This window comes from Actinoallomurus soli, assembly GCF_024055715.1.
Lineage (GTDB): Bacteria > Actinomycetota > Actinomycetes > Streptosporangiales > Streptosporangiaceae > Actinoallomurus > Actinoallomurus soli.
Genome location: NZ_JAMXMV010000001.1, coordinates 808,739 through 835,522, shown reverse-complemented (window position 1 = coordinate 835,522; position 26,784 = coordinate 808,739). Strand labels below are relative to the sequence as shown.

14 protein-coding genes are annotated in these 26,784 nt (G+C 67.7%); 5 read left to right on the top strand and 9 right to left on the bottom strand.

Features of this window, described 5'->3' with window-relative positions; all coding sequences use genetic code 11:
• The first annotated feature begins 47 nt into the window (after window positions 1-47).
• Window positions 48-491 carry a hypothetical protein gene (locus tag NDW01_RS03775; protein WP_252816584.1) on the top strand — a complete coding sequence of 148 codons (444 nt, stop codon included), beginning with the start codon at window positions 48-50 and terminating at the stop codon, window positions 489-491.
• Between the two features lie 14 nt (window positions 492-505).
• Here the strand turns inward: NDW01_RS03775 and NDW01_RS03770 are convergent, their stop codons facing one another.
• The 5 genes from NDW01_RS03770 to NDW01_RS03750 form a co-directional block, all read right to left on the bottom strand.
• Window positions 506-2,068, bottom strand: coding sequence for a serine/threonine-protein kinase (locus tag NDW01_RS03770; RefSeq protein ID WP_252816582.1), 1,563 nt, complete (start codon window positions 2,066-2,068; stop codon window positions 506-508).
• Window positions 2,069-2,189: 121 nt separating this feature from the next.
• On the bottom strand, window positions 2,190-5,306 hold the full coding sequence (locus NDW01_RS03765) for a type I restriction endonuclease subunit R (RefSeq protein ID WP_252817368.1): 3,117 nt from the start codon (window positions 5,304-5,306) through the stop codon (window positions 2,190-2,192).
• A gap of 47 nt (window positions 5,307-5,353) precedes the next feature.
• The gene (locus NDW01_RS03760) at window positions 5,354-6,616 is read right to left on the bottom strand and encodes a restriction endonuclease subunit S (protein WP_252817365.1); all 1,263 of its coding nucleotides are present in this window, start codon (window positions 6,614-6,616) and stop codon (window positions 5,354-5,356) included.
• A gap of 5 nt (window positions 6,617-6,621) precedes the next feature.
• Window positions 6,622-8,613 (bottom strand): type I restriction-modification system subunit M, encoded by a 1,992-nt coding sequence (locus NDW01_RS03755; protein ID WP_252816580.1) that lies wholly within the window; start codon window positions 8,611-8,613, stop codon window positions 6,622-6,624.
• 79 nt (window positions 8,614-8,692) lie between these two features.
• Window positions 8,693-10,798 (bottom strand): N-6 DNA methylase, encoded by a 2,106-nt coding sequence (locus tag NDW01_RS03750; RefSeq protein WP_252816578.1) that lies wholly within the window; start codon window positions 10,796-10,798, stop codon window positions 8,693-8,695.
• 243 nt (window positions 10,799-11,041) lie between these two features.
• On the opposite strand from NDW01_RS03750, the gene NDW01_RS03745 reads away from it, so the two are divergent.
• The 4 genes from NDW01_RS03745 to NDW01_RS03730 all read left to right on the top strand — a co-directional run bounded on the left by NDW01_RS03745 (window position 11,042) and on the right by NDW01_RS03730 (window position 16,017).
• Window positions 11,042-11,884 (top strand): RNase H family protein, encoded by an 843-nt coding sequence (locus NDW01_RS03745; RefSeq protein ID WP_252816576.1) that lies wholly within the window; start codon window positions 11,042-11,044, stop codon window positions 11,882-11,884.
• Between the two features lie 106 nt (window positions 11,885-11,990).
• Window positions 11,991-12,560 (top strand): hypothetical protein, encoded by a 570-nt coding sequence (locus NDW01_RS03740; RefSeq protein ID WP_252816574.1) that lies wholly within the window; start codon window positions 11,991-11,993, stop codon window positions 12,558-12,560.
• A 426-nt stretch (window positions 12,561-12,986) separates the two neighbouring features.
• Window positions 12,987-15,194, top strand: a complete 2,208-nt coding sequence (locus tag NDW01_RS03735) for a competence protein CoiA family protein (protein WP_252816573.1) — start codon at window positions 12,987-12,989, stop codon at window positions 15,192-15,194.
• Between the two features lie 340 nt (window positions 15,195-15,534).
• A complete protein-coding gene (locus tag NDW01_RS03730) occupies window positions 15,535-16,017 on the top strand; it encodes a hypothetical protein (RefSeq protein ID WP_252816571.1) in 483 nt (160 codons plus the stop codon).
• Window positions 16,018-16,202: 185 nt separating this feature from the next.
• On the opposite strand, the gene NDW01_RS03725 is transcribed toward NDW01_RS03730, so the two are convergent.
• From NDW01_RS03725 to NDW01_RS03710, 4 genes are all read right to left on the bottom strand, one after another.
• Complete coding sequence (locus tag NDW01_RS03725) at window positions 16,203-18,866, bottom strand: family 78 glycoside hydrolase catalytic domain (RefSeq protein ID WP_252816569.1); 2,664 nt, start codon at window positions 18,864-18,866, stop codon at window positions 16,203-16,205.
• Window positions 18,867-18,965: 99 nt separating this feature from the next.
• Window positions 18,966-22,130, bottom strand: a complete 3,165-nt coding sequence (locus NDW01_RS03720; protein ID WP_252816567.1) for a family 78 glycoside hydrolase catalytic domain — start codon at window positions 22,128-22,130, stop codon at window positions 18,966-18,968.
• Entirely contained in the window at window positions 22,127-24,661 is a 2,535-nt protein-coding gene (locus NDW01_RS03715; RefSeq protein ID WP_252816565.1) for a glycoside hydrolase family 127 protein, read from the bottom strand. Before NDW01_RS03715 ends, NDW01_RS03720 begins: the two co-directional genes overlap by 4 nt.
• Complete coding sequence (locus tag NDW01_RS03710; protein WP_252816563.1) at window positions 24,658-26,712, bottom strand: alpha-L-rhamnosidase-related protein; 2,055 nt, start codon at window positions 26,710-26,712, stop codon at window positions 24,658-24,660. The genes NDW01_RS03715 and NDW01_RS03710 overlap by 4 nt, the downstream gene beginning before the upstream one ends.
• Window positions 26,713-26,784: the final 72 nt, after the last annotated feature.

The following is a 26,784-nucleotide window of genomic DNA, read 5'->3' as shown; positions in this document are numbered from 1 at the left end:
CTGATCAGGATTGCCGATCTTCTGGCTGACCAACGGAAGGTATGACCATGCCCGAGATGACTGGATCGCCGCGCCGTACCGCAGCGGAAATCCTCACCCTCTGGCCATCTGCCACGATGATCACCGACACCAATGAAAACCCAGATCTCTACGTCGTACTCAAGGAGTGGCGCGACAGCTTGCCCGACCATATACCGTATCCGAGTGAGGACGACCTAGACGGTATCGATGTGGATAGCTGGTTCGAGTACCAGATGTGCGAACGCCGGATCCCGTTGTACCTGGCCACCGACGAGTGGATGCCCGTTGAAGTCGCCGAACGCTTCGGTATCCGCGATACGAATTGGGGGATCGACTACACCCCCGCAGAGTATTTGTATCCATCAGAGAAGCGGCAGGAGATCGAGCAGGCACTCTGTGACCTCGGTTTCGCTCTGATCCGAGAAAACCTCTGGGCCGATGGCCCTTCCCTCGGCAGATGGCGGCCCTGACTCGGCCTTGGCCGTCAACCGAGGTCGAGGCGGGCGAGCATTTCGCGGACCTCCTGGCTGTCTTCGTGCTCCGGGCCGTACAGCAGGCACAGGTCCTCGTACAGCGGCCGGAGGACCTCGGCGGCCGCGACGAGGTCCTCTTCGCCCAGCAGGAGCATGCCGATGTTGCGGCGGAGCTCAAGGGCCGTCTCTGAAGCGTCGCCGTCCCGCGCGCGTACCTGATCGAGCAGTACGCGGAACTGGCTGAGTGCCGCCGTCGTCTGGCCGAGTTCGGCACGGCAGTAGGCGGCCTGCCTGCGGCAGTTCAGCGCCTGCTCGCCGGCCGCTCCTTCGGTCCGCGCGTACGCCTTGGCCAGCGCGTCGAACTCGGGCAGGACCTCGCGGTAGGCGCCGCCGATGAACAGGATCGCGGCACGACGCAACCGCAGCATCAGCACGCGAGGGCTCTCCGCGCCGAGCGCGTCGGCGGCCGGGACAATCACCTCCTGGAGGACGTCGGCGGCCTGGGCGAAGCGCTCGCTGCCCAGGAGCGCGTCGCTCTCCTCGACCGCGGCCTTGATGGCGTCGCGCAGGCGCGTGTCGGCGGCGACGGGCGGAGGGGCGGCGGGTCCGCCGGCCGTCGGGGCCGGGACCGCCGGGGCGGCCTCGGGGCGAGAGCGCGGCGCGTTCGGGCGGCGGTACATCAGCGTGGGGTCGGGCAGGTCGACCGGGCTGTCGCCCGCCGCCGGAAGGGGTGAGCCCGAAACCGGCAGGAACGGCAGGAGCCGCTCGTACACCTCGTACGCGTCGGCCGGTCGCTGCTCGGGGTTCTTCCTCAGCAGGTCGAGGACCAGGTGTTCCAGTTCGGAGGGGACGTCGGCGCGCAGCTCGTGCAGCGGACGCGGCGGCGCGGACGTGTGCTGCTGCCACAGCTCGAAGTCGGTTCTCCCGGTGAACACCGGCCGCCCGGAGAGCAGCTCGTGGAGGATGCAGCCCAAGGCGTACAGGTCGCTGCGCGGGGTGATCTGCGCTCCCCTGATCTGCTCCGGCGCCATGTACTGGCTGGTGCCGATCGCCTGGCCGGTCGCCGTGAGCTTGGTGACGTCCCTCCGCAGGATGGCCGCGATCCCGAAGTCGAGCACCTTCACCGTGCCGTCCTCGGCGACGAGGACGTTGTCCGGCTTGAGATCCCGATGGACGACGGGCACGGCATGGGCGTGGGACAGGACCGTGCTGATCTGCGCGGCCATCGCTGCGGCCCACGCGGTGGGGAGCGGCTCGTCCGGGTCGACGAAGGCGCGCAGGGAGATGCCGTGCACCAGCTCCATCACCAGATACACCCGGTCGGACGACTGGTCGAGCACCGCGTCGTACACCTGCGGGACGCCGTGGTGCCGGATGCGGGCGGTGACCCGCGCCTCGCGGCGGAACCGCTTGGCGAACTCCTCCGCCTGCTCAGCGGAGGCCGCCGTGTCGTGCCGGATGAGCTTGACGGCCACCTCGCGGTCGAGCACGGCATCGTAGCCGTGCCAGACCGTCCCCATTCCGCCGGCGCTGATCTGCTCCGTCAGTTCGTAGCGTCCGGCGATCGGCTCCATTAACACTCTTTCCCCGTGTCCGTTCGTGTTCGCCATGTAATGGAGCAAGTGTCGCGATACAGAGATCATTCGTCCAGGGGGCCCATACGGCACCAGCCGTACGAACCCCCGGACGGATGGATCAGGCCACGTCGTCGATGACGCCTTCCTGCTGGCGGATCAGCCGCCACGCGGCGTTGCGGGCGCTCTTGTTGAGCGAGCTCTTGAAGCTCTTGTCCGGGCCGAAGTACTGACGGCCGAGGTCCGCGATGGTGTCGATGTGGTCCATCATCTTGTCCTCGAAGGCCTTGTCGAACACGAGGCCGAAGTTCTTCGGGTCGTTGTTCGCGACGGCGGCCTGCCGCACCTTCGGGTCCTTGACCGTCTCCTCGAACGGCTTCACGACGTCCTGCTCGGTGAACTCCGTGCCGAACTTCTCATTGAACCGCTCGATCAGCTCCGACAGCAGGGACTTCTCCTGCTCCTTGCCGCCGCCGGCGCCGTCGGAGAACCCGGGCAGCATCGTGGGCCCTTCCGGGACGAGGCCGACGTCGTGCTCGCCGGTCAGCTCCACTCGCATGTGGCTCAGGTCGATCTCGCCGATGTCGACGCCGCCGTCCGCGCGGCGGGGCAGCCGGTTCAGCAGGTGGCGGCCGTAAAGGTAGAGGCGTTCCAGCTCGGCGTCGCGGTACGGGACGATCTGCGCGAGGAAGCCGTACTTGCGGACGTAGTCGTTCAGGTCGGCCCGGAAGTTCTCCGCGACATCCTGGTCGTCCTCGTCCTCGCCGTTCGTCAGCTCGGTGAAGCGGTCGACGGCGGGGTTGAGATGACGGTACAGCTCGGCGTGCAGCTTCTCCCACTTCGCCGCCGAGCCGGCCGCCTTCTCCTCGGCCGCGAGGTACGCCTCGGCGAACGCCTGCATCTCCCGCTCGACGAGGATCGGCGGGGACATGACCCGGCTTTGCGCGGTGTAGAGCAGGTTCGGGTCCGAGGGCAGCGTCTCCGCCTCCTCGAAGTATGGGCGGAACGCCTCCTGGATGTCCTCGGCCTCGTTGACGAAGTCCAGGACGGCCAGGTCGCCTTGGGTCTTGCGCTCGGCGGTCCGGTTGAGCCGCGACAGGGTCTGCACGGCCGAGACGCCGGTCAGCTTCTTGTTGACGTACATCGTCGTCAGCGACGGCTGGTCGAACCCGGTCTGGTACTTCTCGGCGACGACCAGGATCCGGTACTCCGGCTTAACCCTGCCGCCGGAGCTGAGTGTCTTGTCGTCGGCCCGCGTGTACGCGAACTCCTTGGGAAGCTGGCTATCCGACAGGCCGCCGTTCTCCTTCGACTCGGTCGTCTCCTCGCCCTCGTACGTGAGCGAGCCGGAGAACGCGACGAGTACGCCGATGCCGTAGCCCATGTCGTCGATGTGCTGCTTGATGGCCCGCGACATCTGCACGGCGCTCAGCCGCGAGGCGGTCACCACCATGGCCTTGGCCCGACCGCCGAGCCGGCCGAGCGTATGCGCGCGGAAGTGCTCGACGATGACCTTGGCCTGCTGGGCGACGGTTGACTCGTGCGTCAGCGCGAAGCGGGCGAGCCACGGGTTCGCCTTGGACGGGTCGACCTCGCGCTCGTCCGGGTTCTCGTTGACGAGCTTCCAGTACGTCTTGTAGGTGACGTAGTTGCGCAGCGGGTCGAGGATGAAGCCCTCCTCGATCGCCTGCCGCATCGAGTACGTGTGGAACGGCACGTACGTCGGCTCCCCATCGACGGTCTCCAGGGTGCCGAAGAGCTCGAGGGTTCTGGCCTTGGGCGTGGCGGTGAACGCGAAGTACGACAGGTTCGTGGCCCGGCGGCGCTGCTCGGCCTTCTTCTCCAGCTTCGCCTCGACGGTCGTGGCGCCCGCGTCATCGGAGTCGGAGTCCAGGCCGAGGTCGCGCAACGCGGCCCGTACGGCGGTCGCAGCGTCACCGGACTGCGATGAGTGCGCCTCATCCACGATGATCGCGAACTTGCTGCCATGAATTTCCGTCGGGTTGCGCTTCAAGAACTCGATGAGCGCCGGGAACGTGTGCAGTGTGACCGTAACGATCTTCCCGGTCTCGCGGGACAGTGCCTGCGCGAGCTGCTCGGACTTCGCGCCGTGCTTCTCGTCGATCTTCACGACCAGGCCGGCGGTCTTCTCAAAGCTGCCGACCGTCTCCCGGAGCTGCGCGTCGAGGTTCCGGCGGTCGGTGATGATGATGACCTTGTCGAACACCGGCTCGGCGGGTTTGAGACCGCGCCGTACGGCCTCGGGATCCAGCTCGCCGACGTCGGCGGGGGTGTGCAGGTCGCTGAGCCGATGCGCGAGCCAGCCGATCGTGTTCGACTTGCCCGACCCCGCGGAGGCCATGACGAGGTAGTTGTGCCCGGCACCGTGACGAGCGGCGTGCGCGGTGAGCTTCTTGACGACGTCCCACTGGTGGTAGCGCGGGAAGATGACCGTTTTGGTGGCCTGCCCGCCGGGCGTCTTGGACCTCTGCAGGTGCACGAAGCGTTCGAGCAGATCGAGCCAGTTGTCCGGCTGCCAGATCTGCTCCCACAGGTACGAGGTGGCGTACGTGCCGAACGCGGTCGGAGCCGGGTTGCCCGCTCCCCCGGGCCGCCCGGGACCGTTGGAGCCGGTGTTGAACGGCAGGAACTGCGTCTTGGCCCCGCGCAGCTGTGTGGTGACGAACACCAGGTCCGGGTCGACCGCAAAGTGCACGATGGCGCGGTTCCGAAAGATCGGCTCCGCCGGGTCTCGGTCGGAGCGGTACTGCTCCTTGGCATGCTCGACGCTCTGGCCGGTGAGCGGATTCTTCAGTTCAGCCGTGGCGATCGGGATGCCGTTGAGGAACAGCACCATATCCAGCCGGTGTCCCGAGTCAGCCTGTTTGGTCGCATACTCAAGCTCACGGACGACGGTGAGGCGGTTCGCCCGATATCTCTCAAGTACGGAATCGGACTGGACAAGGTTCGGCTTGTAATAGGCTACCCGGATACGGACACCCCGGTCCTTAACTCCATTCCGGAGCACGTCAACCAGCCCATCGTTAGTGATAGCCTGGTCAAGCCGCTTTGCGAATCCAGTCTGTGCGACATCCGGGTCGTGGCCGTAAAGGGCGAGAAGTTCGTTCCATTCCTCAGGCTGTGTCGCACCGATGAACGTGTACAGCTCGTCGGTGTCCAGCCCTCGGTCAGCCCTATAGTCTTGCGGTCGCCCTTCCCGCCAGCCCCGCTCCACCATCGCGGCGATGATTGCTTCCCCGAATTCGGACTCGTGATGGATAGGACTCATGATAGGGATCCTTCGGTGACCGCCCCGATGGCAGTAGTTACGTCGAGTTGCCCAGTCACCGCGGCATGTATGAGCGCTTGACGACGTTCAGCAGCAGCGCTCTCGAAGCGTTCGACCTTCTGAGCGAGAGGCCGCAGACGGGAAATTGAGTTACCAATTTCCCGCTGCTCATCGTTAGATACCACCGGTATCGGTATCCTTCCAAACAAATCCCAATTCCGGAAATCAACGGCGCGCTCGCGCGTACTGGTAGCGAAATTCCCCAAATAGCCTTGGAGTGCGAGCAATCGCAGCATCCTCCCCAGGAATCGAGAGTCGCCGGCACCTACTGGAGTGCATACATGATAAACAGGAGTGCAATTTCCGCTCGCCTCAGCAGTTCCGATAGATCCAGCGAAGCCGTCGAGTCCATGAATGACTACATCGCCTACCTTGACATACTGACCTTGCGGCTCAGCGGAGGCCGAAAGCGTGTAGCCCTCTGCGCGCCGCAGGCTACGCTCCGTCACTTGACCATCCCGATAAGCGGTAATGATGCCCGCATTCGGGAGAGGGGCCCGATAGGCCTTTCTCAAGAGCCGACGAATCGGTAGTACAGGTGTACCGGTTCTCGACTTCACGATTTTACTCGCACCGACATATTGTAGTATCTGACTATCGATACGCTCATTCATGAGAGCGACCAAGCGTCGCTTCCTGGCTATCAACTTAGAGATTTTGCCAGCTTGCATGTTGACGAAGGCGGCGATACGCCGTTGCTCCTCTAGAGGAGGAAGCGGAATCCTTATCGATTCGAGATCGGGCATATAGATTGTCAAATGAGTTGACCCGTACGCAAGCTTTTCCCACTCTTGCTTCATGGCATGGAGCACTAGCAATAGATAGCCCGAGTCGAGCCTCGCTCCTGGGCTCCAAGTGACGAAAGCCTGCGTCGTCGCCATAGGGCGGCCAATACGTACGCTGTGGCCTATGCTAGCCGTCCGCGAGAGCATTACGGTGTCTCTTGGGTGAAGAACAGCCGCACTATTGGCCATCCCCAATTCGCTGATTCGCTGCTCGGTATCCATAAGAGGAGACAGGGAGTCGAATCGACTAGTCAAATCAGGGATTGTAACCCAGGGAATGGTGCAATGCTCCCAGTATTCCTCTTTATTGCGATCCGGCGTATGCCCAGTCCCCATTTTTGCTACGAATTTGAGAGGGACGACATCCCAGTGCGCCGGTATCTCCGAAGTCCACCCAAGAGAAACAGGTTTCATTCTGATCACTCCGCCACCTCCCCGAGCAGTTCGTGAATCTCCGCCTCGAGAGCCTTAAGTTCCGCGTCGATCTCCACCAAGGGGCGCGGAGGTTTGTAGATATAGAAGTAGCGGGTTATCGGAATCTCGTAGCCGATCTTTGTCTTGCCATGATCGAGCCATGCGTCAGGTGCATATGAGAGAACCTCGCGTTTGATGTAATCATCGACGTTCTCGCCCAGCGGAACGTTTTCGTAGTCGCGTAGTTCCGTGTCCGGTTCTGGCGTACCTTTCATCAGCTGCACTTCGCCTTTGGCGTCCCGCACACCGATGGCATCCCTCAAGGCCTTGACGAAGGGGATGCCACCGGGCCACAGAAGGCCGGCTTCGACGACGGCTGCACGCAGGGCGTCGATCGCCTCTGCCTTGGTTGGCCAAGTGGAGCCGAGGAGAGGGCGGAGGGCGGCGATGAACTCGTCGGCGTCCGGCAGCTTCTGGACCGGCTTAGACTCGGCCAAGGCGGCGAGGGTTTCCTCGCTCAGTTCGAAGCGGAGCTTCAGGGGACGCTCGACCGTGATGCGGCGGTAGCCGAAGTCCTCGTTGCGGAAGACCTTGACCTTGCCGTGCAGCGGATGGTCGGGGTCGGCGGCGACCTGGAGCGCCTCGCCGTACAGGCGGGTGATCTCGGCGATCTGGTCCTTCGTGAGGTACTTGCGCTTGTCCCCCAGGGACTTGCGCATCTTCTGCCAGTAGTCCCGCGCGTCGAGCAGGACGACCTTGCCCTTGTGATCGGGGCCCTTGCGGTTGGTGAGGATCCAGAAGTACGTCGAGATGCCGGTGTTGTAGAAGAGCTGGTCCGGCAGGGCGACGATGGCCTCCAGCCAGTCGTTCTCCAGGATCCACTGGCGGATCTTCGACTCGCCCGACTCGGCCGCGCCGGTGAACAGCGGTGAGCCGTTGAAGACGATGGCGACGCGGCTGCCGCCTCCGCCGTTGCCGTCGACCGGCTTCATCTTCGACAGCATGTGCTGGAGGAAGAGGAACGACCCGTCGTTGATGCGCGGCAGGCCGGCGCCGAAGCGGCCGGACTCGCCGAGGGTCTTGTACTCGTACTCGACGGCGTCCTTGACCTTCTTCCATTCCACGCCGAACGGCGGGTTGGCCAGCAGGTAGTCGAACGTCGCGCGCTGGTGGCCGTCGTCGGAGAAGGAGTTGCCGAAGGCGATGTTGTCCGGGTTCTGGCCCTTGATCATGAGGTCGGAGCGGCAGATGGCCCAGGACTCGGGATTCAGCTCCTGCCCGTACACCTCGACCGTGGCGTCCGGGTTGAGGGCGGTGATGTGCTCGGCGGCCGCGCTCAGCATGCCGCCCGTGCCGCACGCCGGGTCAAGGACCGTACGGACGACGCCGGGGACGCTGAGGACGTCCGCGTCGGGGGCCACGAGCAGGTTGACCATCAGCTCGATGACCTCGCGCGGGGTGAAGTGCTCACCGGCCGTCTCGTTCGACTGCTCCGCGAAGCGGCGGATGAGCTCCTCGAAGATGTAGCCCATGTTGTGGTTCGAGACGACCTCGGGCCGCAGGTCCAGGTCCGCGAACCGGCCGACGACCAGGTACAGCAGGTTCGCGCTGTCGAGCCGCCGGATCTGCTGGGCGAACTCGTACTTCTCCAGCACCTCGCGGGCGTTGTCGGAGAACGCGGCGACGTACTGGTCCAGGTAGGTGGCCGCGTGCGTCGGGTCGTTCGCGATCTTCTTGAGCGTGTAGCCGCTCGTGTTGTAGAAGGACTGCTTCGACGCCCGGCGCAGGAAGCGGTCCAGGTCGTACCCCTGGTCCTTGAGCTGGTCAAACGTCTCCAGGACGGCGTCCCGCGTCGGCTCCAGGACGCATTCGAGACGCCGCAGCACCGTGAACGGGAGGATCACCTTGCCGTAGTCGGACTGCTTGTAGTCGCCGCGCAGCAGGTCGGCGACGGACCAGGCGTGGTTCGCCAACTCCGTGTGCTTGTTGCTGTCCAAAGGGGTCCTTTCACTCTCCCGGCGGGTCAGGCCAGGCGGGGCTAATCAGTGTGGTCGGTCGGCGCGATGCTGTCAGGGATCAGGGTGATTCGTGACCAGGTGGCAACAGTGCGCCACCCGTGAGTCCCGCGCCGAGAACGCGGGCGGTCTCCTCCGCCGCCTCGGCGGCGCGCCGCGCCGTCGTGCGCATCACGTGCAGGTGGCGGAACGCGTCGCCGTAGCGGCGCTGTTCGACGAGCGGGAGCAGCGGCACGCGCAGGCGCCGGGGATGGATCCGTACGAGGGACGACCCGGTGGTGGCGGCGCTGACGTTCTCCTCCGCCGAGAGGAACCCGGCCAGGAACCACGGGTCGAGCCGCTGCGGGTCGGGGCGGAACAACCACAGATGCGGTCCGAGGACGCAGCCGGCGTCGTCGTCCTCCGCGACGCGGGTCACGCTCGGATGCTCGCCGCGGAATATCTCCGGAAGCAGCACGTCGCCCGGTCGTACCAGGTGGACGTCGCCGTCGGCCGTGCGGTCCGCGGACGTCCCGGAGGCCGGCCGGCCGGTGACGACGTCCTTCGCGGTGAGCACGGGCCGCGCGTCGTCACCGGGGGCGAGAGGCTCCGGCTCGGCGCGGCGGGAACCGCGCGGGGTCGCGTGCAGCAGGTCGAGCGCGCCGCCGCGCAGCAGGTCGGCGACGGTCGCCGTACGCCATTCGCGGGGCCGGTCACCGGTCGGCGGCCAGTCGCCGGTCCGGCTCAGGTCGCTCACCTGCGTCGCCGCCTGGTGCAGCCGGTCGCGCAGGTCCGTGCCCTGCCGGGCCAGCCGGCCGGGATGCTGGACCGTACGGCCGCCGCGTACGTGGCGTACGGGGGTCAGGTCCGCGGCCTCATCGAGTAGATCGATCAGCGGTACGGCGCGGGCCGCCGGAACGGCCGTGATGTCCGCACCGACGCGGTACGCCCGCCAAGCCGCCAGCACGGTCTCGCGGAGCTCCGCCCAGTCGTGGTCCTGCTTCTTCGTGCTGGTCGCGTCGAGGAACAGAACGGCGGGCGGGACGTCGGCGTCCGGGCCGGGCCGACGCAGCACCCACAGGTGCAGGCCGATGTGCAGGGGCATGGCGATGCCCTGCGGGAGCGCGATGACGGCGCGGAGGACGCCGCCGCGTACGAGCTCGGACCGGATGCGGCGGCCGGACGCCCGCTCGGCGACGGCCGGCGGCATCAAGAGCACGGCGTGGGCACCGGGCGCCAGGTGCGCCAGGCAGTGCTGAATCCAGGCCAGCTCGGACTCGCCCCGAGGCGGCACGCCGTACGCCCAGCGCTCGTCGTAGGCCAGCTCGTCGTGCCCCCACGCGCGGTCCCCGTACGGCGGGTTGCACAGCACGGCGTCGACGGCCAGATCGGGGAAGGCGTCGGAGCGCAGGCTGTCGCCTGCCCGTACGGTGACGGCGGCGGCAGGCGCGCCGAGGCGGAGGCGTACGGCGGCCCGGGCGGCGTGCCCGGTAAGGACGTCCTGGCCGTACACCTCGGTCGCGCCGGTACGGGCGGCGGCGGCCAGCAGCGACCCGCTGCCGCAGGCCGGATCCAGGACGCGCTTCGGGAACGCGCCGGAATCCTCCGCCAGCAGGGCGGTCATCAGCTCGGCCAGCGGGCCGGGCGTCAGGTACGTGCCGGTCACGCTGCTGTCCTCGAGCAGCCGTTCGAAGAGGATGCCGGCGGTCGCCTCCGCGCCCTCGGCGATCACCGCCCGTACGAGGGCTCTCAGCAGTGACGCGTCGACGCCGCCGGAAGCCGCCTCGGCCACGCCGGGGATCTCGTCGGCCAGCGCATTCACCGCGGAACGTGTCCAGGACGCCAGCTCGTCGTCCGACCGCTCGGGCAGGGACACGAGGTCGGCGCGGCTGAGCCCTGCGGCGGCGAGCACCACGGGGAACAAGCGGGCGACGGCCCGGCCGGTCTCCGGCTGCGCCCGCAGCAGGAGGCGCAGCTCATCGGCGGGTGAGTTCTCCGGCAGTTGGCCGCGGGCGGACAGCCACGCGCGCACGGCGGCGAGGTCGTAGGCGGGACTGGTGTCCGTGCCTCCCACCGGGGCGGGGAAGTCGGCGTGCCGGCGCCGCCAGTTGCTCACCGTGGCGCGGGTGACACCGGCCAGGCGGGAGATGTCCGCCGCGGTCACGAGGGCGGTCGCGTACTCGCTCATCGGCTCCCTGCCAGACGTGTCGGAACTACCGGACAGCGCTCACCTTACACCGTCGTCGATCTACTGAAAACTGTTTGACAGTGCTTTCGCCGTCATGTCTACTGGGTCTCGCTTTCAGCTGCTCGTCCACGGGGCGGCCGTGCGTCGCGGCGTACGGCCCGTCCTGTTTTCACCCCGTCCCCTGAGCACAGCTCCGATCCGGCCGGCCTGCACCGACGTGGAAATCTCACGCAAGGAAGTGACATGCAGAACGACGAGTTCTCCCGCGCCCTTCGTTTGCTCTCCCCGGACCTGCACGCACGGGCACGCAGGATTCGCTCCCGCGTGCTCAAGGCTGGGAGCTGCCCGTACTGCCGGATCGCCGCGCGATCACTGGAGCTCGCCCTGCACGCCGCGACCTTCGACGAGCACCACTGGGCAGGCGTGCTCGTGGCCGAAGCCGAGTACTACATCGGCGTCGGACATCACCCGCAGGGCTGCCCTGGTGGCGGCAGAGCACCGTCGGACAGCCGATGGCCCGGCGTCCACGGCGACATCAGGCGATGGGCCGGGACCGATCCGGTCATCGCGGCCACCGACGCGAGCTGGAAGAAGGGCCACGGCGGGCTCGGTTACGTGACGAGCACCGGCCGGTGGGGCTTCCGGAGCCGGCCCGAGGACCGAACCGATCCCACCGGCCGGTCGAAGGTCCTGGTCAATGAGCTGCGGGCGGTCGAACTCCTGCTCTCGGTGCTGGGAGAGGACGCCTCCGACCTCGTGCTCCTCGTGGACAGCCTCTCGGCCCTGACCTACCTGCGGTCCTGGCAGAACGGCCGGACCGAGTTGATGCCGGACGGGTACGACCTGCGGCCGCGCAGGAGGGGCGCTCCGACCCTCGTCCGGCTGGCCGAACGCGTGGCCGTGCTCCCCGGGCTGTGCCTGGAGCACGTCAAGGCCCACTCGGGCCACCCGCTCAACGAGGCCGCCGACTCCATGGCCTCGATCGCGCGACGCAGCCTGAGCGAGTCCTTCGACGCCGCCGCGCGGGCCGAAGACCTCGCGAAGTCGTTCCTGCTCACCTGGCACCAGACCGCTCTCGCGGCCTGACACCTCATCGCGAGCAGGCCTCACCCGCCCTCGATCTCCGTCCCTGCCGCGCGGACGTACGCGTGGCAGGCGCCTTCCGACCTCCCCCGCCTCCAGGAGATGCACCATGTCCATGCCTTCCCACCCCACGCCGCAGCCGCCGTACGGAGGCCCGGGGTTCGTGCCTCCTCCGCCGCAGAAGAAGCCGAACCCGGTCCTCATCGGCTGCCTCGGCTGCGGCGGCCTGCTGGTCGTCCTGATCGTGCTCGGCGCCATCGTGTCCGCGGTCTCCGGCGACAAGGGCCAGACGACGGCGACACCGCCGGTCGCCGCGCCGCGCGGTCCGGCGAATGGCTCCGCCGGCCCGGCGAAGAAGACCTCACCTCAGTCCTCCGCGCCGTCCAAGCCCTCTTCGCCGCCCAAGCCGCACACAGTGCTCACCGAGAGCGGGAACGGCATGAAGACGACCAGGACGTTCCATGTCCACGGCGACTGGGACCTGCACTACTCCTTCAACTGCGCGAACTTCGGCGGCCAGGGCAACTTCGCGGTCAGCGACGACAACACCGGCCAGGTCTTCGTCAACTCGCTCGCCGCCACCGGCAAGGACGTGACCCACCAACACGACGGCGGCTCAATCGCGCTCAGCGTCTTGAGCGAATGCAACTGGCGCATCAAGGTCGTCCAGCTCCCGTAGCCGACGGCTCCTCAAGCACCTGGCAGGATCCGAAGGGCTTTTGTCCGCAGGCGCCCCCAGGGATGTCCTGCCTCAAAGCGCCCCGACCACGACAGAATTCGCTCTATTCACGACAGAGTCCTAGGGCGTAACATGTCCACCTCATGGTTCGACTTCATCGGAAACGCCTAGTGCACGCTCAAAGCAGACGTTATTAGCGACAGGACGACTGCGGCGCACTCGAGGGCGTACCGGTCCGGCGATCCCGGCGGCAGATCTGATACATGAGTGGCGCACCCACCCCCTCTGTCGAGATCAAGCCAGGTGCCATCACCCAAGAACCGGTCAATGGCTTACGCCGCAGCATGTCACCGCTCAGATGCCCGCGATGGCGTCTGATTCATACTCCGGCGCGCCCCCTCCGATGCTGATAGATAGGCATTCAGGATGCATGACACTCGAAAGGTCCAGACCGCAGTCTACGGCGGACCGAATTCTCTCGACCCCATTTTCATGCCATTTGATCGAGCTGACGCAAAACTCCTTCGAGAAGGATATGACCCGGATAGCTTTTACTGCGGGCAATGGATCGGCGGTTGCGGACGCCGTCTCTATACCCGCATCGGATCCATTCGCGTTCCGCACTTCGCCCATACTCCCGACAATGATGACACTATCGTTCGCTGCCGGCGGACAAATACAGACGAGGCGAGCGCCGATCATCTCTACATTCGCCGCGAAATAACGCAATGGATCGAACGCCAGGGGCGCTTCGTCAAGGACGTATCGATCAATGGGAAGCTCCCAGGTGAGGGCGGTGTATGCACTGGCCTCACCTTCTCCGTCGATAAGGAGTTCGCATTCGAAGTATCTCTTCGCGACGACTTTTCGCGTCAATCCATGAGCGAGTGGAAGACCCGCAACAGAGCACTGCAAAAAGTGGCCGATAAGGTGAACTGGGTCTTCGCCGACAAGCTTCCCGTCGATCACGTATTCAAAGAACAGGGTTTCGTCCTCCGAGTGCGCTGCGATTCAGTTGGCACGGAACGCTCTGTCAGAGTCGGCGTCCAGCGCCGCGGTCATGTCGTTCACTGGTCAGACCTTTCCGAGTGCACGCTTACAGAGCACGGAATATGGACGCCCTACATCGACGATGCACGCCGATACGGCCAGAGTCGACTCAATAAAGCCACTCAGCCCGCCCCCAAGCAGATCAAGCCAGATAAGTCGAAACAGGAAGAACCGGCCGCGGAACCTAAGGATTACCCCGGATTCCCAATCGCTGTAGACAATCTCATCATCGCACCACTCGCGCAGAGCACGATCCCTACGCGGATCACGCACCAGAAACGGCAACTGCATTCCGTGATGGCGACCGTAAAGGGCGGCATCAGCGGCTACCGCGAGCTAAGCATCCAGGTGTTCCTTCCGCGCCAGGTGAGCGACCTCCGTGCCGGCCACCGCTACCGCTTGACCTCACCGAGCACGGTCGACGCGCTCGTTGGCAGTAAGGGAAAAATCGCATGGAAGTTTTACACGCAAGCACTCGAGCCAATTGATGAGGCTCCCGAACAATCCGCCGTTAAACCTCCGTTGGGCGTAGCAATCAAGAGTCCATCGGAAGCCCTAGTAGATCATCCAGCGCATGCCGACATCACTCCGGACACTCCTTCATCGCCGACTACGGTAGAGCCGAGAAGCGTTACTCACTCGGAAGAACGCGAGCAGGTGACTCCCGAGCGTGAGGACGTAGATCTCGAGGAGGCGCGGGAGGCTCCCGCGCTCAGCGATGAGGAGATGATTGAAGAGATCGAAGAGTGGATCAACCTGGCGATAGCCGCCTCGATGGAAGATAACCCTAAGGACGCACATCAGTTCCACGCAGCAGCGCTTGAGCTGTTCCCAAAGGTCCCCATCACACAAGTTGACGCTATCAAACGACAGATCGATCACTCTCGGAATCTGATCTCTCTAGCCGAGGTCCGGACTAAGAGAAGCAGCAACCCTGTTGAAATCATCAATCATCTTCGTCGGGCAATGAAACTCGAAGATGAAGAGTCAGTGTCCGCACTACGAGTTGACCTCATCGCAGCCTTGGACAAGCGCCCGGGCAAGCCTCGCGTTTGGGCTTATGACAAGTGGGTTTGGAGGGCCGATCGATGGCTTGCGGTCCGAAGGTTGAGAAATCGGCGGGTGATCAAGAAAAGTTCCCCGAAGGAGGCGGAAGAATCCGCGAAGACCAAGGCCGCACCTCCCGAGGTATCGAATCCCGCACCCGAAGCGCAGGAGACACCGAGCAAAGAAGAACGACAGCCGGGAGAAGATGAACTTGCAGCACGTATACGCGAAGCACTTGAGACTACTGCAAGGAATCAATCAACAACCACCTGGCGACAACTGACGAAAGCCATCAAGCACGAACTACCGACCGACTCACAAGGCCGTATTGAACTCTTGGCGAAGGTCGAGGAGCAAACGAACCCTGGCGACCCACTACTCTCTGCCCTCATAATTGCCGGCGATCGATACATGCACCGTCTCTACCCAGAGCTTTGCGTCGCCCTATCGCGTCCCTTCCCGGAAGCGAAAGACGAGCGTGACGCTCAATGGGCGCTGGAGGTACTGCACGTGCATCAGAGATGGCGACACCTCTGACGCCTAGCCTCAGATCCCGGACGTGCTCTCCGATTCGAGCCGCTTGGGGGCTGACGCGGAGGCGAGTGGTGGTGCGAAGTGTCCGCGGGACGTTGGTACCACCACCGCTACTTGCAGGATCGCTACGCTGCTTCTCTCCGTCGAGGTCTTGACTCTACGTCGCTCGGCGCGGCCGGTTCCGGTCTCAGAGGCGTACGCGCATTGCCCCCCGCCGCATCCGGCACGCATACTCCTTACCGTCCGAAGCTACGCATAAGCGAAGCGTAGAGACGCGATTGAGGGGGCCATGGTGAGGATCGCCCGAGGAACCGCCGCAGCGACCGCGGCATGTCTGGCCGTCGTGGCACCCGTGTTAGTGGGAGCCGCTCCGGCCGCGCACGCGATCGGGCTGGACCAGGTCTGCGCGCTCAGCGAGGTCGTCACCTACAGCCCGCCGCTGACCACCACTCCGCAGACGGTGACGTTCACCGTGAGCGGGCAGCTCTTCGACTGCACCAGCAGCTCGGCTCCCACCGGCTACTACGCCGAGTCCGGCACCGCGCCGAACGCCACGTGCACGAGCGTCCTGTCTGCGGGGAGCGGCACCCGCGTGTTCCACTGGAACAACAGTGCCATTGCGCCCAGCACGTTCTCCTACAACCGGGTCGTCAGCCGGGTCAACGGCAACATCGTCGTCGTGGCTTTGGGCGCGATCACGTCGGGGACGTTCACGTCTGACCCTGCGAAGTCGACGGGCACCGGGCTGGAACCGGACCTGACCGCCTGTGGCAGCACCGGCGTCTCCCAGCTCACGGACGTCGGGACCGTGACCATCGGCATCTGACACCCTCCCGGCCGAGGGTGCGGGCGAGCCTGGAAGATCACTGGCGGTTGCTGCGGCCTAAGAACAGCAACCGCCAGTGGATCTCAACGGCGGCGCCCTTGGTGCTTCCCGAAAGGTGATCCGAGTGCTCTCCGACGAGACCGCCCGCCTCTTCTCGAAGGAGAGGCGGGCGGTCTGGTGTCGGGTCAGCCTTGGGCGGTGAAGGTGTGGGGGCCGGAGCCGGTCTTGTAGACCGTGCGGCCGTTCTGCCGGCCGACGTAGTCGGCCTCGCCCTTGACCTTGACGGTGCCGGTGGTGGGCAGGTCGATCTCGGCCGTGACGTTGACCGGGACGTCGACGTACACGGTGATCTTGTCACCCGAGCGGTGCCAGGACACGTGGACGTCGCCGCGCTGGGTCGGGACGGTGCCGGAGGCCGAGGTCAGGCCGGACGCCGGCGGGCGTACGCGGATCGCCGCCGCGCCGGGCGCGGTGACCGCGACGCCGAGCAGGTCCTGCTGGACGTCGATCACCGGGGACGCGCCCCAGCCGTGCGACAGGCTGTCGCCGGTCTGCGGGGCCTCCCACGACTCCCACGTGAACGTGCCGCCGGACGCCAGGATCCTGCCGTAGCCGATGCCGTTCGGGTCGGTGAGGCGGGTGACGAAGTCCTCCGGGCGGTCGGCCAGGGCGGCCATCAGCCAGTGGACGGTCATCGGGCTCATCTGCAGGCCGAGGCTCGCGACGTAGTCGGTCACCTTCGCGTTGGAGGTGAGGCCGAACGCGACCGCGTAGGCGTTGGCGATCTGGGAGGCGTGCGTGCTCTGCGAGCCGTCCGACTCCAGGCCGTCGATGTAGACGCCGTCCGCGCGGCGCAGCTTGCCGTTGATCGCGGTGGTCAGCGTCGCGGCGTCGCGCTCGTACGACGACGAGTCCTTGCCGAGGGCCTTGGCCGCGCGGGCGGTGGCGTTGAGCACGTCGACGGCGAGTTCGTTCACGGTCGTGCGGGCCACCGCGTCGGTGTCGTAGCCGTACCGGTTCGGCCAGTCGATGATGCCGTTCAGGTACGCGCCGGAGCCGCCGGCCAGCTTCGTGACCAGGCCCGTCGACGGGTCGATGTAACGGCGGACGTAGTCGGCCACCGCCGCCATCACCGGGTACGCCTGGCTCAGGGTGCCCGCGTCGCCGGACTGCAGGTAGTACTCCCACACCCAGCCGGGGAACATCTCGGTGTAGTCCGGGATGTCGCGCTTGCCGTCGCCGTTCGGGTAGACGGCGTTCAGCCGGCCGTCCGGCCAGTAGCGGGTCTGCGACGCGATGAACTCGCGGATCGCCTTGCGGGTGAGGCGGCGTTCGCCCCAGCCGGACATGGTGGCGAGGGAGACGTCGACCGAGTCGCCGAGGAACTGCCCCTTCTCCCGGGTCGGCGTGTCGAGGAACTGCTCCTGCGAGTCGTACAGCGCCGACCGCTGCATCAGGTCGTACGCCGCGTCCACGCCGCTGTTCGAGGTCTTCAGCCGGGTCCGGGACGGCACGTCGGTGTGCTGGACGATGGCGCTGATGTCGTCGGCCGGCACGTCGGCGTCGATCTGCAGGTAGCGGAAGCCCTCGTAGGTGTAGTAGCGGACCGTCTGGTCGCCGTCCCGCTCGGTGTAGCCGTACGTCAGGTCGGTGGACTGGTTGTCGTGCTTGGAGTTGGAGACCGTGCCGTCGCCGGCCAGGAGGTAGCCGGCGGTCATCGTCACCGCCGTGCCCTTCACGCCGTTCTCGAAGCGGACGACGGGCACCGCCGGGATGATCTTGCCGAAGTCGGCGACGACCGCGCCGGAGGCCAGCCTGGTCACCGTCACCGGGTGGACCGTCTCGTACGCGAGCGCGGACTCCTGGCCCTGCAGGTGGGTGAAGACGCCCGCCGGGTGGGCGCCGACGACCTGCGGCGCCGTCCAGGAGGAGTCGTCGAAGCCGGCCTTGTCCCAGCCGAGCGGCTCGGTGGTGCCGTCGATGTCCTCGATGTAGTCGCGGCCGTCGCCGTTGCGGTACTTCGTGGTCTTCCAGTTGGCGCGGGCGACCTTCCAGGAGCCGTCGGTGACGACGACCTCGCGCGAGCCGTCGGCGTGGTCGACGACGACGCGCATCAGCAGGCCGGGCTCGCCGGACGGGCGGCCCTGGCCGGGGCCGTACCAGTGGTAGAGCGCGCCGACGGCGGCCGTCTTGCCCGGCTTGAGCAGCCGGGTGATGTCGACGGCCTTGTAGTAGCCCTCGCCGGGGTAGGAGAACGCCGCGCCGCGGTCGACCAGCCTGCCGTTGACGTGCAGGTCGTACTGCTGGCTCGCGGCGACGTACGCGCGGGCGCGGACGATCGGGCTCGCGCCGACCGCGAACTCCTTGCGGGCGTAGGTGTAGTCGTCCTTCTCCCCCGTCGTGCGGCGGATCCAGCTCGCCTGCCAGTCGGCGTCGGCGATCCCGGTGTCGAACTCGGCGGGCTTCGCCCAGGGCGACGCCTCGCCGCCGCGGTCCCAGGTGCGGACGGTCCAGGTGAAGCCGCTCCCGTGCGGCAGGTCGCCCGGCCCGGGGACGTACGACTCCTGGGACGAGGCGACCTTGCCGCTGTCCCACACCGTCCTGTCCCCGGCGGAGATCTTGATCTCGTACGCGCTCTGGACCTCGCCGGGGTCGACGTCGCGGGGCAGCCAGCCGAACTCGGGGCTGCCCTCGACGTCGAGCGGCCGGGTCTGGTCGCCCACGGTCAGGCCGGTCGGGGCCTGGGGCGCGTGGTTCTCCCCGGCCCAGGCCGGTGCGGGCAGCAGCGCGGCCACCGCGGTGGTCGCGGCTCCGGCGGCCGTCAGGGCCGCGAGGAAACGCCTTCTCAACGTGACATCCTCCCTTGCGAACACGCGGCCCGGTCGGCCGCGGTCATGTCGGTGATGTGCCGCTCCCCGCACGGACGCGGGCGGGGAGCGGCGCAGGGGTCACTTGGAGTGGAAGACCCAGACGCCGGAACCGACCTGCCGGACCTCGCCGGAGCCGGGGACGTGCACCTCGGCGGAGCTGCCCGGCGGGACGGTGACCTTCAGCCGGATGCCGCCGTCGTCCGTCTTCGTCCACTCCGACCGGGCCTCGCCGAACGGGGTCCGGTAGCGGCCCTCGGCGTGGGTCAGGTCGCCGACGGCGGACGGGGCGATGAGCAGCCTGCGGAAGCCGGTCGAGCCGGGCGCCTGCCGGATGCCGGCGAGGTCGCTCGTGAACCACGCGTCGATCGAGCCGAGCATGAAGTGGTCCTGCGACTGGCCGCTGCCGCCGTCCCAGCTCTCGCCGAGCGTGGTGTTGCCGTGCACGACCTGGTAGCCGAGGCTCGGGCTGGTCGTCTGCGTCGCGATCTTGTAGATCACGTCGTCGGGCAGCACGCGGAACACGCTGGGCAGCGAGATCTCGCCGAGCAGCAGGTGGTACCCGGCCGCCTGGATGCCGGCGACCAGGTGGTCGAGCAGCCGCTGCCGCTGGTCCGACGGGACGGCGCCCATGTCGAGGGCGAGCGCCTCGGCGCCCTGGCCGCCGCCGGCGAACGTGCCGGTGTCCGGGTCGTAGTACTTGTCGGCGAGGGCCTTGGCGCCGGCGTCCGCCTTGGCCCGGTAGGCCGCCGCGTCATCGGTCTTGCCGAGCGCGCCGGCGATCTTGGACATGGTGTCCAGGACCCGCCAGTAGCCGTACGTCCCGGACACGTACTTCGGGAAGGTCCGGTCCGGGGTGTACCAGTCGCCGAGGCTGTAGTCGGTCAGCCCGTTCACCGCGCGGGCCTCCAGGTAGGAGGCGTACTTCTGCATCGCCGAGTAGTACGTGGCCATCGTGTCGGCGTCGCCGTAGGTCTGGTACAGGTTCCACGGCCCGACGACGAACGCGCCGCCCCAGTTCGGGTCGTCGCGGTACGCGCCGGCGAGCACCGTGTAGTCCGGCACCGTGGACGGGATCAGGCCGGTGTCGGTCTGGGCCTCGGCCATGTCCCGTACGACCTTGCGGAGCTGGGCCGCCAGGTCGTAGTTGTCGACGAGGGAGCCGTAGACGAGCTGGTCCTGCTCCAGCCAGCCGAGCTTCTCCCGGCTCGGACAGTCGGTGAGGATGCTCTGCATGTTGTTCTCGATCGCCCGCCGGATCAGCGTGTGGATCCCGTTGATCACGTCGTTGGACGAGGAGAACGACCCGGCCGAGGCGTTGTCGGCGTGCAGCGCCAGACCCCGGACGGAGACGGTCGCGCCGTCGGGCACGCCGCGCAGCTCGACGTAGCGGAGCGCGTGGTAGGAGAAGTGCGGGTGCCAGGTCTCCGTGCCGTCGCTCCTGGTCGTGTACTCGTCCCAGATCGGGGCGCCGACGTTGCTGGTCGACTGGTTGGCGCGGCCGTTGGTGAGGCTCTCGGACGGGTACATCCGCACGGTCGTCCCGGCCGGTGCCTGGATGGTCAGCTCCGGCCAGCCGGCGATGTTCCGGCCGAGGTCGAAGACCTGGTAGCCATTGCCGGACCCGACCTTGGCGCCCTGGAGGGTCTCCTGGACGCGCACCGGCTCCTGGAGGCGGCCCGTGAGGAGGGGGTGGGCCCCCGTAGGGGGGTCGGAGTCAGCACGCGCCCCGCCCGGACCCGGCACCGCGATGGCCTGGCCCCAGCCGTCGCGCTTGGCGCCGGGGCGCTCCCAGCCGGTCGGCTCGCGGCGGGCGTCGAAGTCCTCGCCGCCGTACCAGTTGGAGAAGGTCGTGCCGCCGAGCGTGGTCTGCCAGTCGGTGCCGCTGACGATGCGGCGCACGCTGCCGTCGGCCAGGGTGACCTCGAGCTGGGCGATCAGCTCGGGGTCGCTCTGGGTGAGGGCGAACTTGCGGTACCGGTCGACGGTGGAGATGACGTTGGCGGTGCCGTTGCCGAGCTTCATGCTGATGGCGTTGTCGCCCTCGCGCAGCAGCTTCGTGACGTCGTACGTCGCGTACGGCACCTGGTCGGTGACGTCGGTGTTGCCCGGTTCGAGGACGGCGTCGCCGACCTGGCGGCCGTTCAGCGCGGCCTCGTAGACGCCCTCACCGGCGACGTACAGGCGGGCCGAGCGGATGCCGGACGGCAGCGAGAAGTCCTTGGCGAAGATCGGCATCGCCTCGGGGACCGGCGACCGCGGCGGCTCCTGGCCGGTCACCGTCTTCTGGGTCGTGAACGTCCCGCCCACGTCGTCGGCGGTCGAGACCGAGTAGTCGACGGGCGCGAACGGGACCTTGTCCCCGGCCGCCGGGACGTCGGTGCGCGGGAACAGCAGCACCTGGTCGAACGTCTTGACCGACTTCAGGTCGACGGTCAGCGTGATCGGCTTGGCGGAGACGTCGGCGGAGGTGTACGCCGAGCTGGACCAGCCCGCGAGCTCCTGGTCGGTCGTCTCGGTGCCGTCGGTCAGGTATTTCGGCAGGTACTTGTGGTTGACCTGGTTGCCGGTGTCGCTGCTCGTGACCGTCGTACCGGCGGCCAGGTTGGTGCCGGAGGAGTCGCGGACCTCCAGCTCGGCGAGCTGCAGCCGGTAGGTCTTGTCCGGCAGGTTCTCCACCAGCGGCAGGCCCAGCCTGGTCACGTTCAGCCGGACGTAGCGCGCGGTCGTCTCGGGCAGCTTCACCACGATCGGGTCGGGCCGCTTCTCCTTGAACCGCCAGTCCGGGTGCGTGATCCACTGGCCCGACCAGTCCTTGGCCGAGGTCAGGCCGGTCTCGAACCACACCGGCTCGCTCCAGTCCGACACGCCGCCGCGCGTGGTCCACACACGGACCCGCCAGTACACGCGGGTGCGGCTGCCGAGCGCCTTGCCCGCGTAGTCGACGCGCTGGTCGGCGGAGGCGACCCGGCCGGTGTCCCACAGGTCGGGGTCGTCGAAGCCGTCCGCGCTGGTCGCGGCCTGGATCTGGTAGGCGTCCTGGGTGATGTCCGTGCCGGAGTTCGTCAGCTGCCAGGTCAGCGGCGGGGTGGTGTCCTCGATGCCGAGCCGGTCGGACAGGTCACCGGCCCGCAGCCCGGTGACGGCGGGGCTGGCGGCCGCGAGGGCGGGCACGGCCGTGGCCGTGCCGCACGCGGCCACGATCGCGGCGACCGCGGAGATCCGCCGCAGAGGGGTGGTGCTCACGAGTTCCTTCCCTGGGCGTGCAGCGCAGCGACGTCGGCGGCGCTCAGCGCGTGGTTGTAGACGCGGAAGTCGTCCACCTGGCCGTGCAGGTACGGGTGGCTCTTGTTCTGCGAACGGCCGAGGTAGTTCAGCTGGGTCGCGCCGAGCAGCAGCGGGCTCATCACGAGAGCGTCGTTGCGGCCGGTCTCCGCGCCGTCGAAGTACAGGACCGCGCTGCCGTCGGCGATGGTGACGGCGACGTGGGTCCAGGCGCCGGCCGGGATGGGGCCGGCGGCGTCGACGTAGTCCTCGGCGGACATCCCGGCGATCTTCATGGCGAAGCGGGCCCTGCCCAGGCCGGTGCGCACGGTGAGGAACAGGTAGGTGTCCTTGTGGTAGCCCAGGTCGAAGACGCGGGCCGAGTTGGCGAGCTCCGCCGGGTTCACCCAGGCGGTGATGGTCAGGGCCGCCATGCCGCTGATCAGGCCGGGCGGCAGGAGGACGTGCCCGTCCTTGCCGTCCAGGGCGACCGCGCCGTCGCCCGACCAGGTCGCGCCGCCGACGAGGGTGGCGTCCGGCCAGGTCTCGGTCGCGTCCTTGGACGTCGTGCCGCTCCCCTCGTCGAAGGGGTACCGCGCGGTCAGGCGCGGCTTGGCCGGACCGGGCGGCACCGCCCAGTACACGGTGTAGCGCTGGTGCTGGATCTCGGAGAACGGGATGAGGGTCACGTCGGAGCCGCCCGCCTTCGCGGTGAACGTCAGGTCGTCGCCGCCGGGCCGTACGGACTCCGGGTCGATCGCCGGGATCGTCGTGAGCCGCGTGCCGCCGTACCCGCCCGCGAGGACGACGGGGCCGTAGCTGAGCGCCTGGACCTGCGGGTTGTCCGGGGCCTTGCGCCAGTCCAGGCCCATCGGCAGCGTGACCTCGACGGTGTCGCCGTCGCGCCAGCGCCGCTCGATCCTGAGGTACTTCCCGGAGGGGGCCGCGCCGGCGTTCTGGCCGTTGATCCGGACCCGGGCGTGGCGCGCCCAGCCCGGGATGCGGATCTTCATCCTGAATCTGCCCTCCCCGCTGACGGTGAGCCGGGTGGTCTCCTCGTCCGGGAAGCGGGTCTCCTGGCGGATGCGCACGCCGCGCTCGGCCCACTCCAGCTCGGACGGGATGAACAGGTTGACGAACAGCGTGTGGCCGGTCCGGAAGTAGATGGAGTCGGCGAACTTCGTGTGCGTCTCCATGCCGGTGCCGTGGTCGCAGGAGAAGTTCGTGTAGTCGCTGCTGTAGCTGCCGGGGTCGGCGCCGAGCCCGCCCTTCACCTGCCGCTGCGTGCCGGGCCACAGGCCGGTGTAGTAGGTGCAGAACCCGTGCGCGGACTCGGGGTCCTGCTCGCCGAGCATCTGGTTGTACAGGGTCCACTCGTAGTAGTCCATGTACTCCGGGCGCTGGTCGTGGAAGAACAGCAGCCGCGTCAGCTTCAGCATGTTGTAGCTGTTGCAGTTCTCGCAGGTGTTCTCGCCGAGCTGGGAGACGATCTGGTCCGGCGGGCAGAACATCTCCGCGTTGGCGTTGCCGCCGATGGCGTAGCTGTGGTGCTCGGCGACCGTCTTCCAGAAGAACCGCGCGATGTCGAGGTAGCGGGTGTCGCCCGTGGCCTCGTACTCGCGGACCGCACCGATGATCTTGGGGATCTGGGTGTTGGCGTGCAGCCCGGCCAGCCGGTCCTCCTGCGCGGCGAGCGGGCCGAAGACCGCGTCGTGGTCGAACCGCTGCGCGGTGCTCAGGTGCGCCGGGTCGCGGGTCAGCAGGTAGAGGTTGGCCAGGACCTCGTTCATGCCGCCGAACTCCACGCGCAGCACGCTCTGCATCTGGTCGTGGGTCAGCGTGGACGTGCGGGCGTCGGCCCAGGCGGCCATGCCCTTCAGCACGTCGAGGGCCTGCCTGTTGCCGCTGAGCTGGTACTGGTCGAGCAGTCCCGCCATGATCTTGTGCAGGGTGTAGTACGGCGCCCAGGGGCTCCCGCCCGCCTCGAGCTGGTCGAAAACCTTTTCCTCGAAGGCGGACAGATACCCGGTGGTGTAGCCCGCGGCCGGCGCCGCCGCCTGGCACTTCGCCAGCTCGCCGACGATGTAGCGGGCCTTGGCGGCGTACGCGTCGTCGCCGGTGTTCGCGTGCGCCTGCGCGAGCGCGGACAGCAGGTGCCCGGTCGAGTGGCCGCGCAGCTGGACGTTCGGCGCCTCCCAGCCGCCGCACGGCTGCGCCGTGGACGGCAGGCCGACGTTGACCCGGAACATGTGCAGCAGCCGGTCGGCGTCGACGAACTTCAGGTACGCGCAGGTCCGGGTCATGTTGTCGGAGAACCGGCTCGGCAGCAGCGCGACCCCGCTCAGCGGGAACGGCGCGGCGGACGGGGCCGCCGACGCCACGGCGGCGCTCCCGTCCGCGGCCGGCGCCGTACGGGCCGGTGAGGCCAGCCCGACGGCCGCGACCGCGCCGCCCGCCACGCCGAGGAACCCGCGCCGCGAGAACGGCGTGCTCATCCCCTTCCGCGTGGTCACTTGCCCCCCAGCGCCGTGGTCTTGATCGTGTAGTGACCGGCGGTCAGGCCCTCGAGGTAGACGTACTCGCCGTCGGTGTGCGCGCCGTAGGCCGTGGCCTTGGTGCCGTTCCAGGCGAGGTGCCCGTTGACGAAGACCTGGATCCTCGTGCCGAGCGTCGGTACGCCGGCCCGGCCGGTCGTGCCCTTCGGCGCGGCGAGGTGCGCGCTGAACTCGCCCTTGTGGATCCGCCAGGAGGCGTCCACGGGGCCGTGCTCGGTGGTCACCCGGCCCTGGGCGAACGTCAGGTCGGCCACGTGCGGGATGAAGTGGAACGTGGTCCCGCCGGGCGTGTCGGGGGCGACGCCGAGGACGTAGGAGCTGAGCGCCGGCGTCGGGCCGGTCGCCCAGCCGTGCGCGAGGCTGACGTAGTTGCTGCAGAACAGGCAGGTGTCGCCCGCCCGGTAGGACTCCCAGAAGGTGCTCTGGGTGCCCTCCGGGTTGTTCAGCATGTAGCCCCACTCGCGGCGGATCAGGTCCACGCCGGCCTGGTCGGCGGCCTGGCCGCCCGCCGCGAAGTGCGCGTTGACCTCGAGCGAGCCGGAGAAGACGCCGGGGTTGCCCTTGTTCTCCGGGGCGGTGGAGCCGACGTCGTTCCAGTTCGTGGCGAGCTGCGCGCTGATCCGCCGGGCCTGGTCCGCGTCGGCGAGGCCGTACCAGACCGCGATGGAGTTGCCGTCCTGCGGATGGATCGTCTGGGTCGGGTAGTACTTGAACGCCCCGGCGGCGTCGTCCCAGAAGTACTTGTTGATCGCGGTCTTCAGCGCCGCCGCCTTGCTCGCGTACGACGCGGCGAGCGCCGCGTCGCCGCGCGCGGCGGCCAGTTCCGACCCGGTGTTCAGCACCCGCCACAGCAGGGCGTTGGCGGTGAAGTTCTCGCCCTTGGTGAGGATGCGGACCGAGTCGCCGGTGCCGGTGATGGACAGCAGGCCGTTCGCGTCGACCTTGGCGAGGCTGTAGTCGACGCCGAGCTTGTAGGCGTCCCAGACGCTCGTCAGCCACGCCGAGTCGCCGGTGTAGCGGTAGTAGTCGTAGCTCGCCGACAGCGTCCACAGGTGGTAGGTGTCGGAGCCGTACTTGTTCATCATCGGCCCGGAGTACGGCAGCTCACCGGTGCTCTTCTGGTGCTGGAAGATCGTGGTGAGCGCGTTGCGCGCCGAGACGGTGTCGTTGAAGGCGGCGTACGCCGTCGGGATCTCGATGCCGAGGTCGCCCGGCCAGACGGTGCGGTCGCGCTTGGCCCCGTCGACGAGGATGGTGTCGCCCACGCCGACGTCGCCGGTGTTGTCCCACAGCGCGGCCGGCGGCTCCCAGGTGCGGCCGGTCTTCGGGTCGATCGTGTTGAGCTGGACGGTGTAGGCGCCCGCGTACCAGATGCGGTTCAGCAGCGGGTCGCTGGAGTAGAAGTAGTTCGCGTACTGCGCCGGGTGCTTCATCGCCGGCGCCGCGGTGAAGTGCACGGACACGCCGTCCAGGTCGACGGCACCGTCGGACGCGACGAACAGCGTCAGGTAGCGGAAGCCGCCGCGCTGGTACTGGGCGGGCGTGGTGTAGGTGGTCGGGCCGTTCACGTCGGCGTAGAGGTTGCCGTCGGTCTTGCGCGGCCCGCCGGTGGAGGCGTCGGTGTCGGTGCCAGCGTAGTCGGAGGACTCGCTGAACGCCAGGCCGACCCGCTGCGCGCCGTCGGAGCCGGCGAAGTGCAGCGTGACCAGGCCGCCGACGTCCTTGCCGAAGTCGAGGGTGATGTACGAGCCGTTGCCGCTGATCCGGGTCGTCTCACCGCTCAGGACGGCGGACGGGTCGGTCACGGTCCCGTTGGTCTTGTAGATCGCCGTGGGCCGTACGGTCCGGGTCTTCGGCGAGAGGTTGTAGGCGTCCCACGGGTGGGCCCCGACCGCCTTCGCGGCGGCGGTCCCGGCGAGGGCCGGCGGGACGGTCAGGGCCGGCGCGGCCAGGGCGGCCAGTCCGGCGACGGTGAGGACGAGACGGTGACGTCGCTTCCAGGGGCTCACTGCGACCTCGGATTTCTGGTGGTGCGGAAGGGTGAATCTGAGCGGGGATGGCCGGGCCGGGCGCGGGGAGAC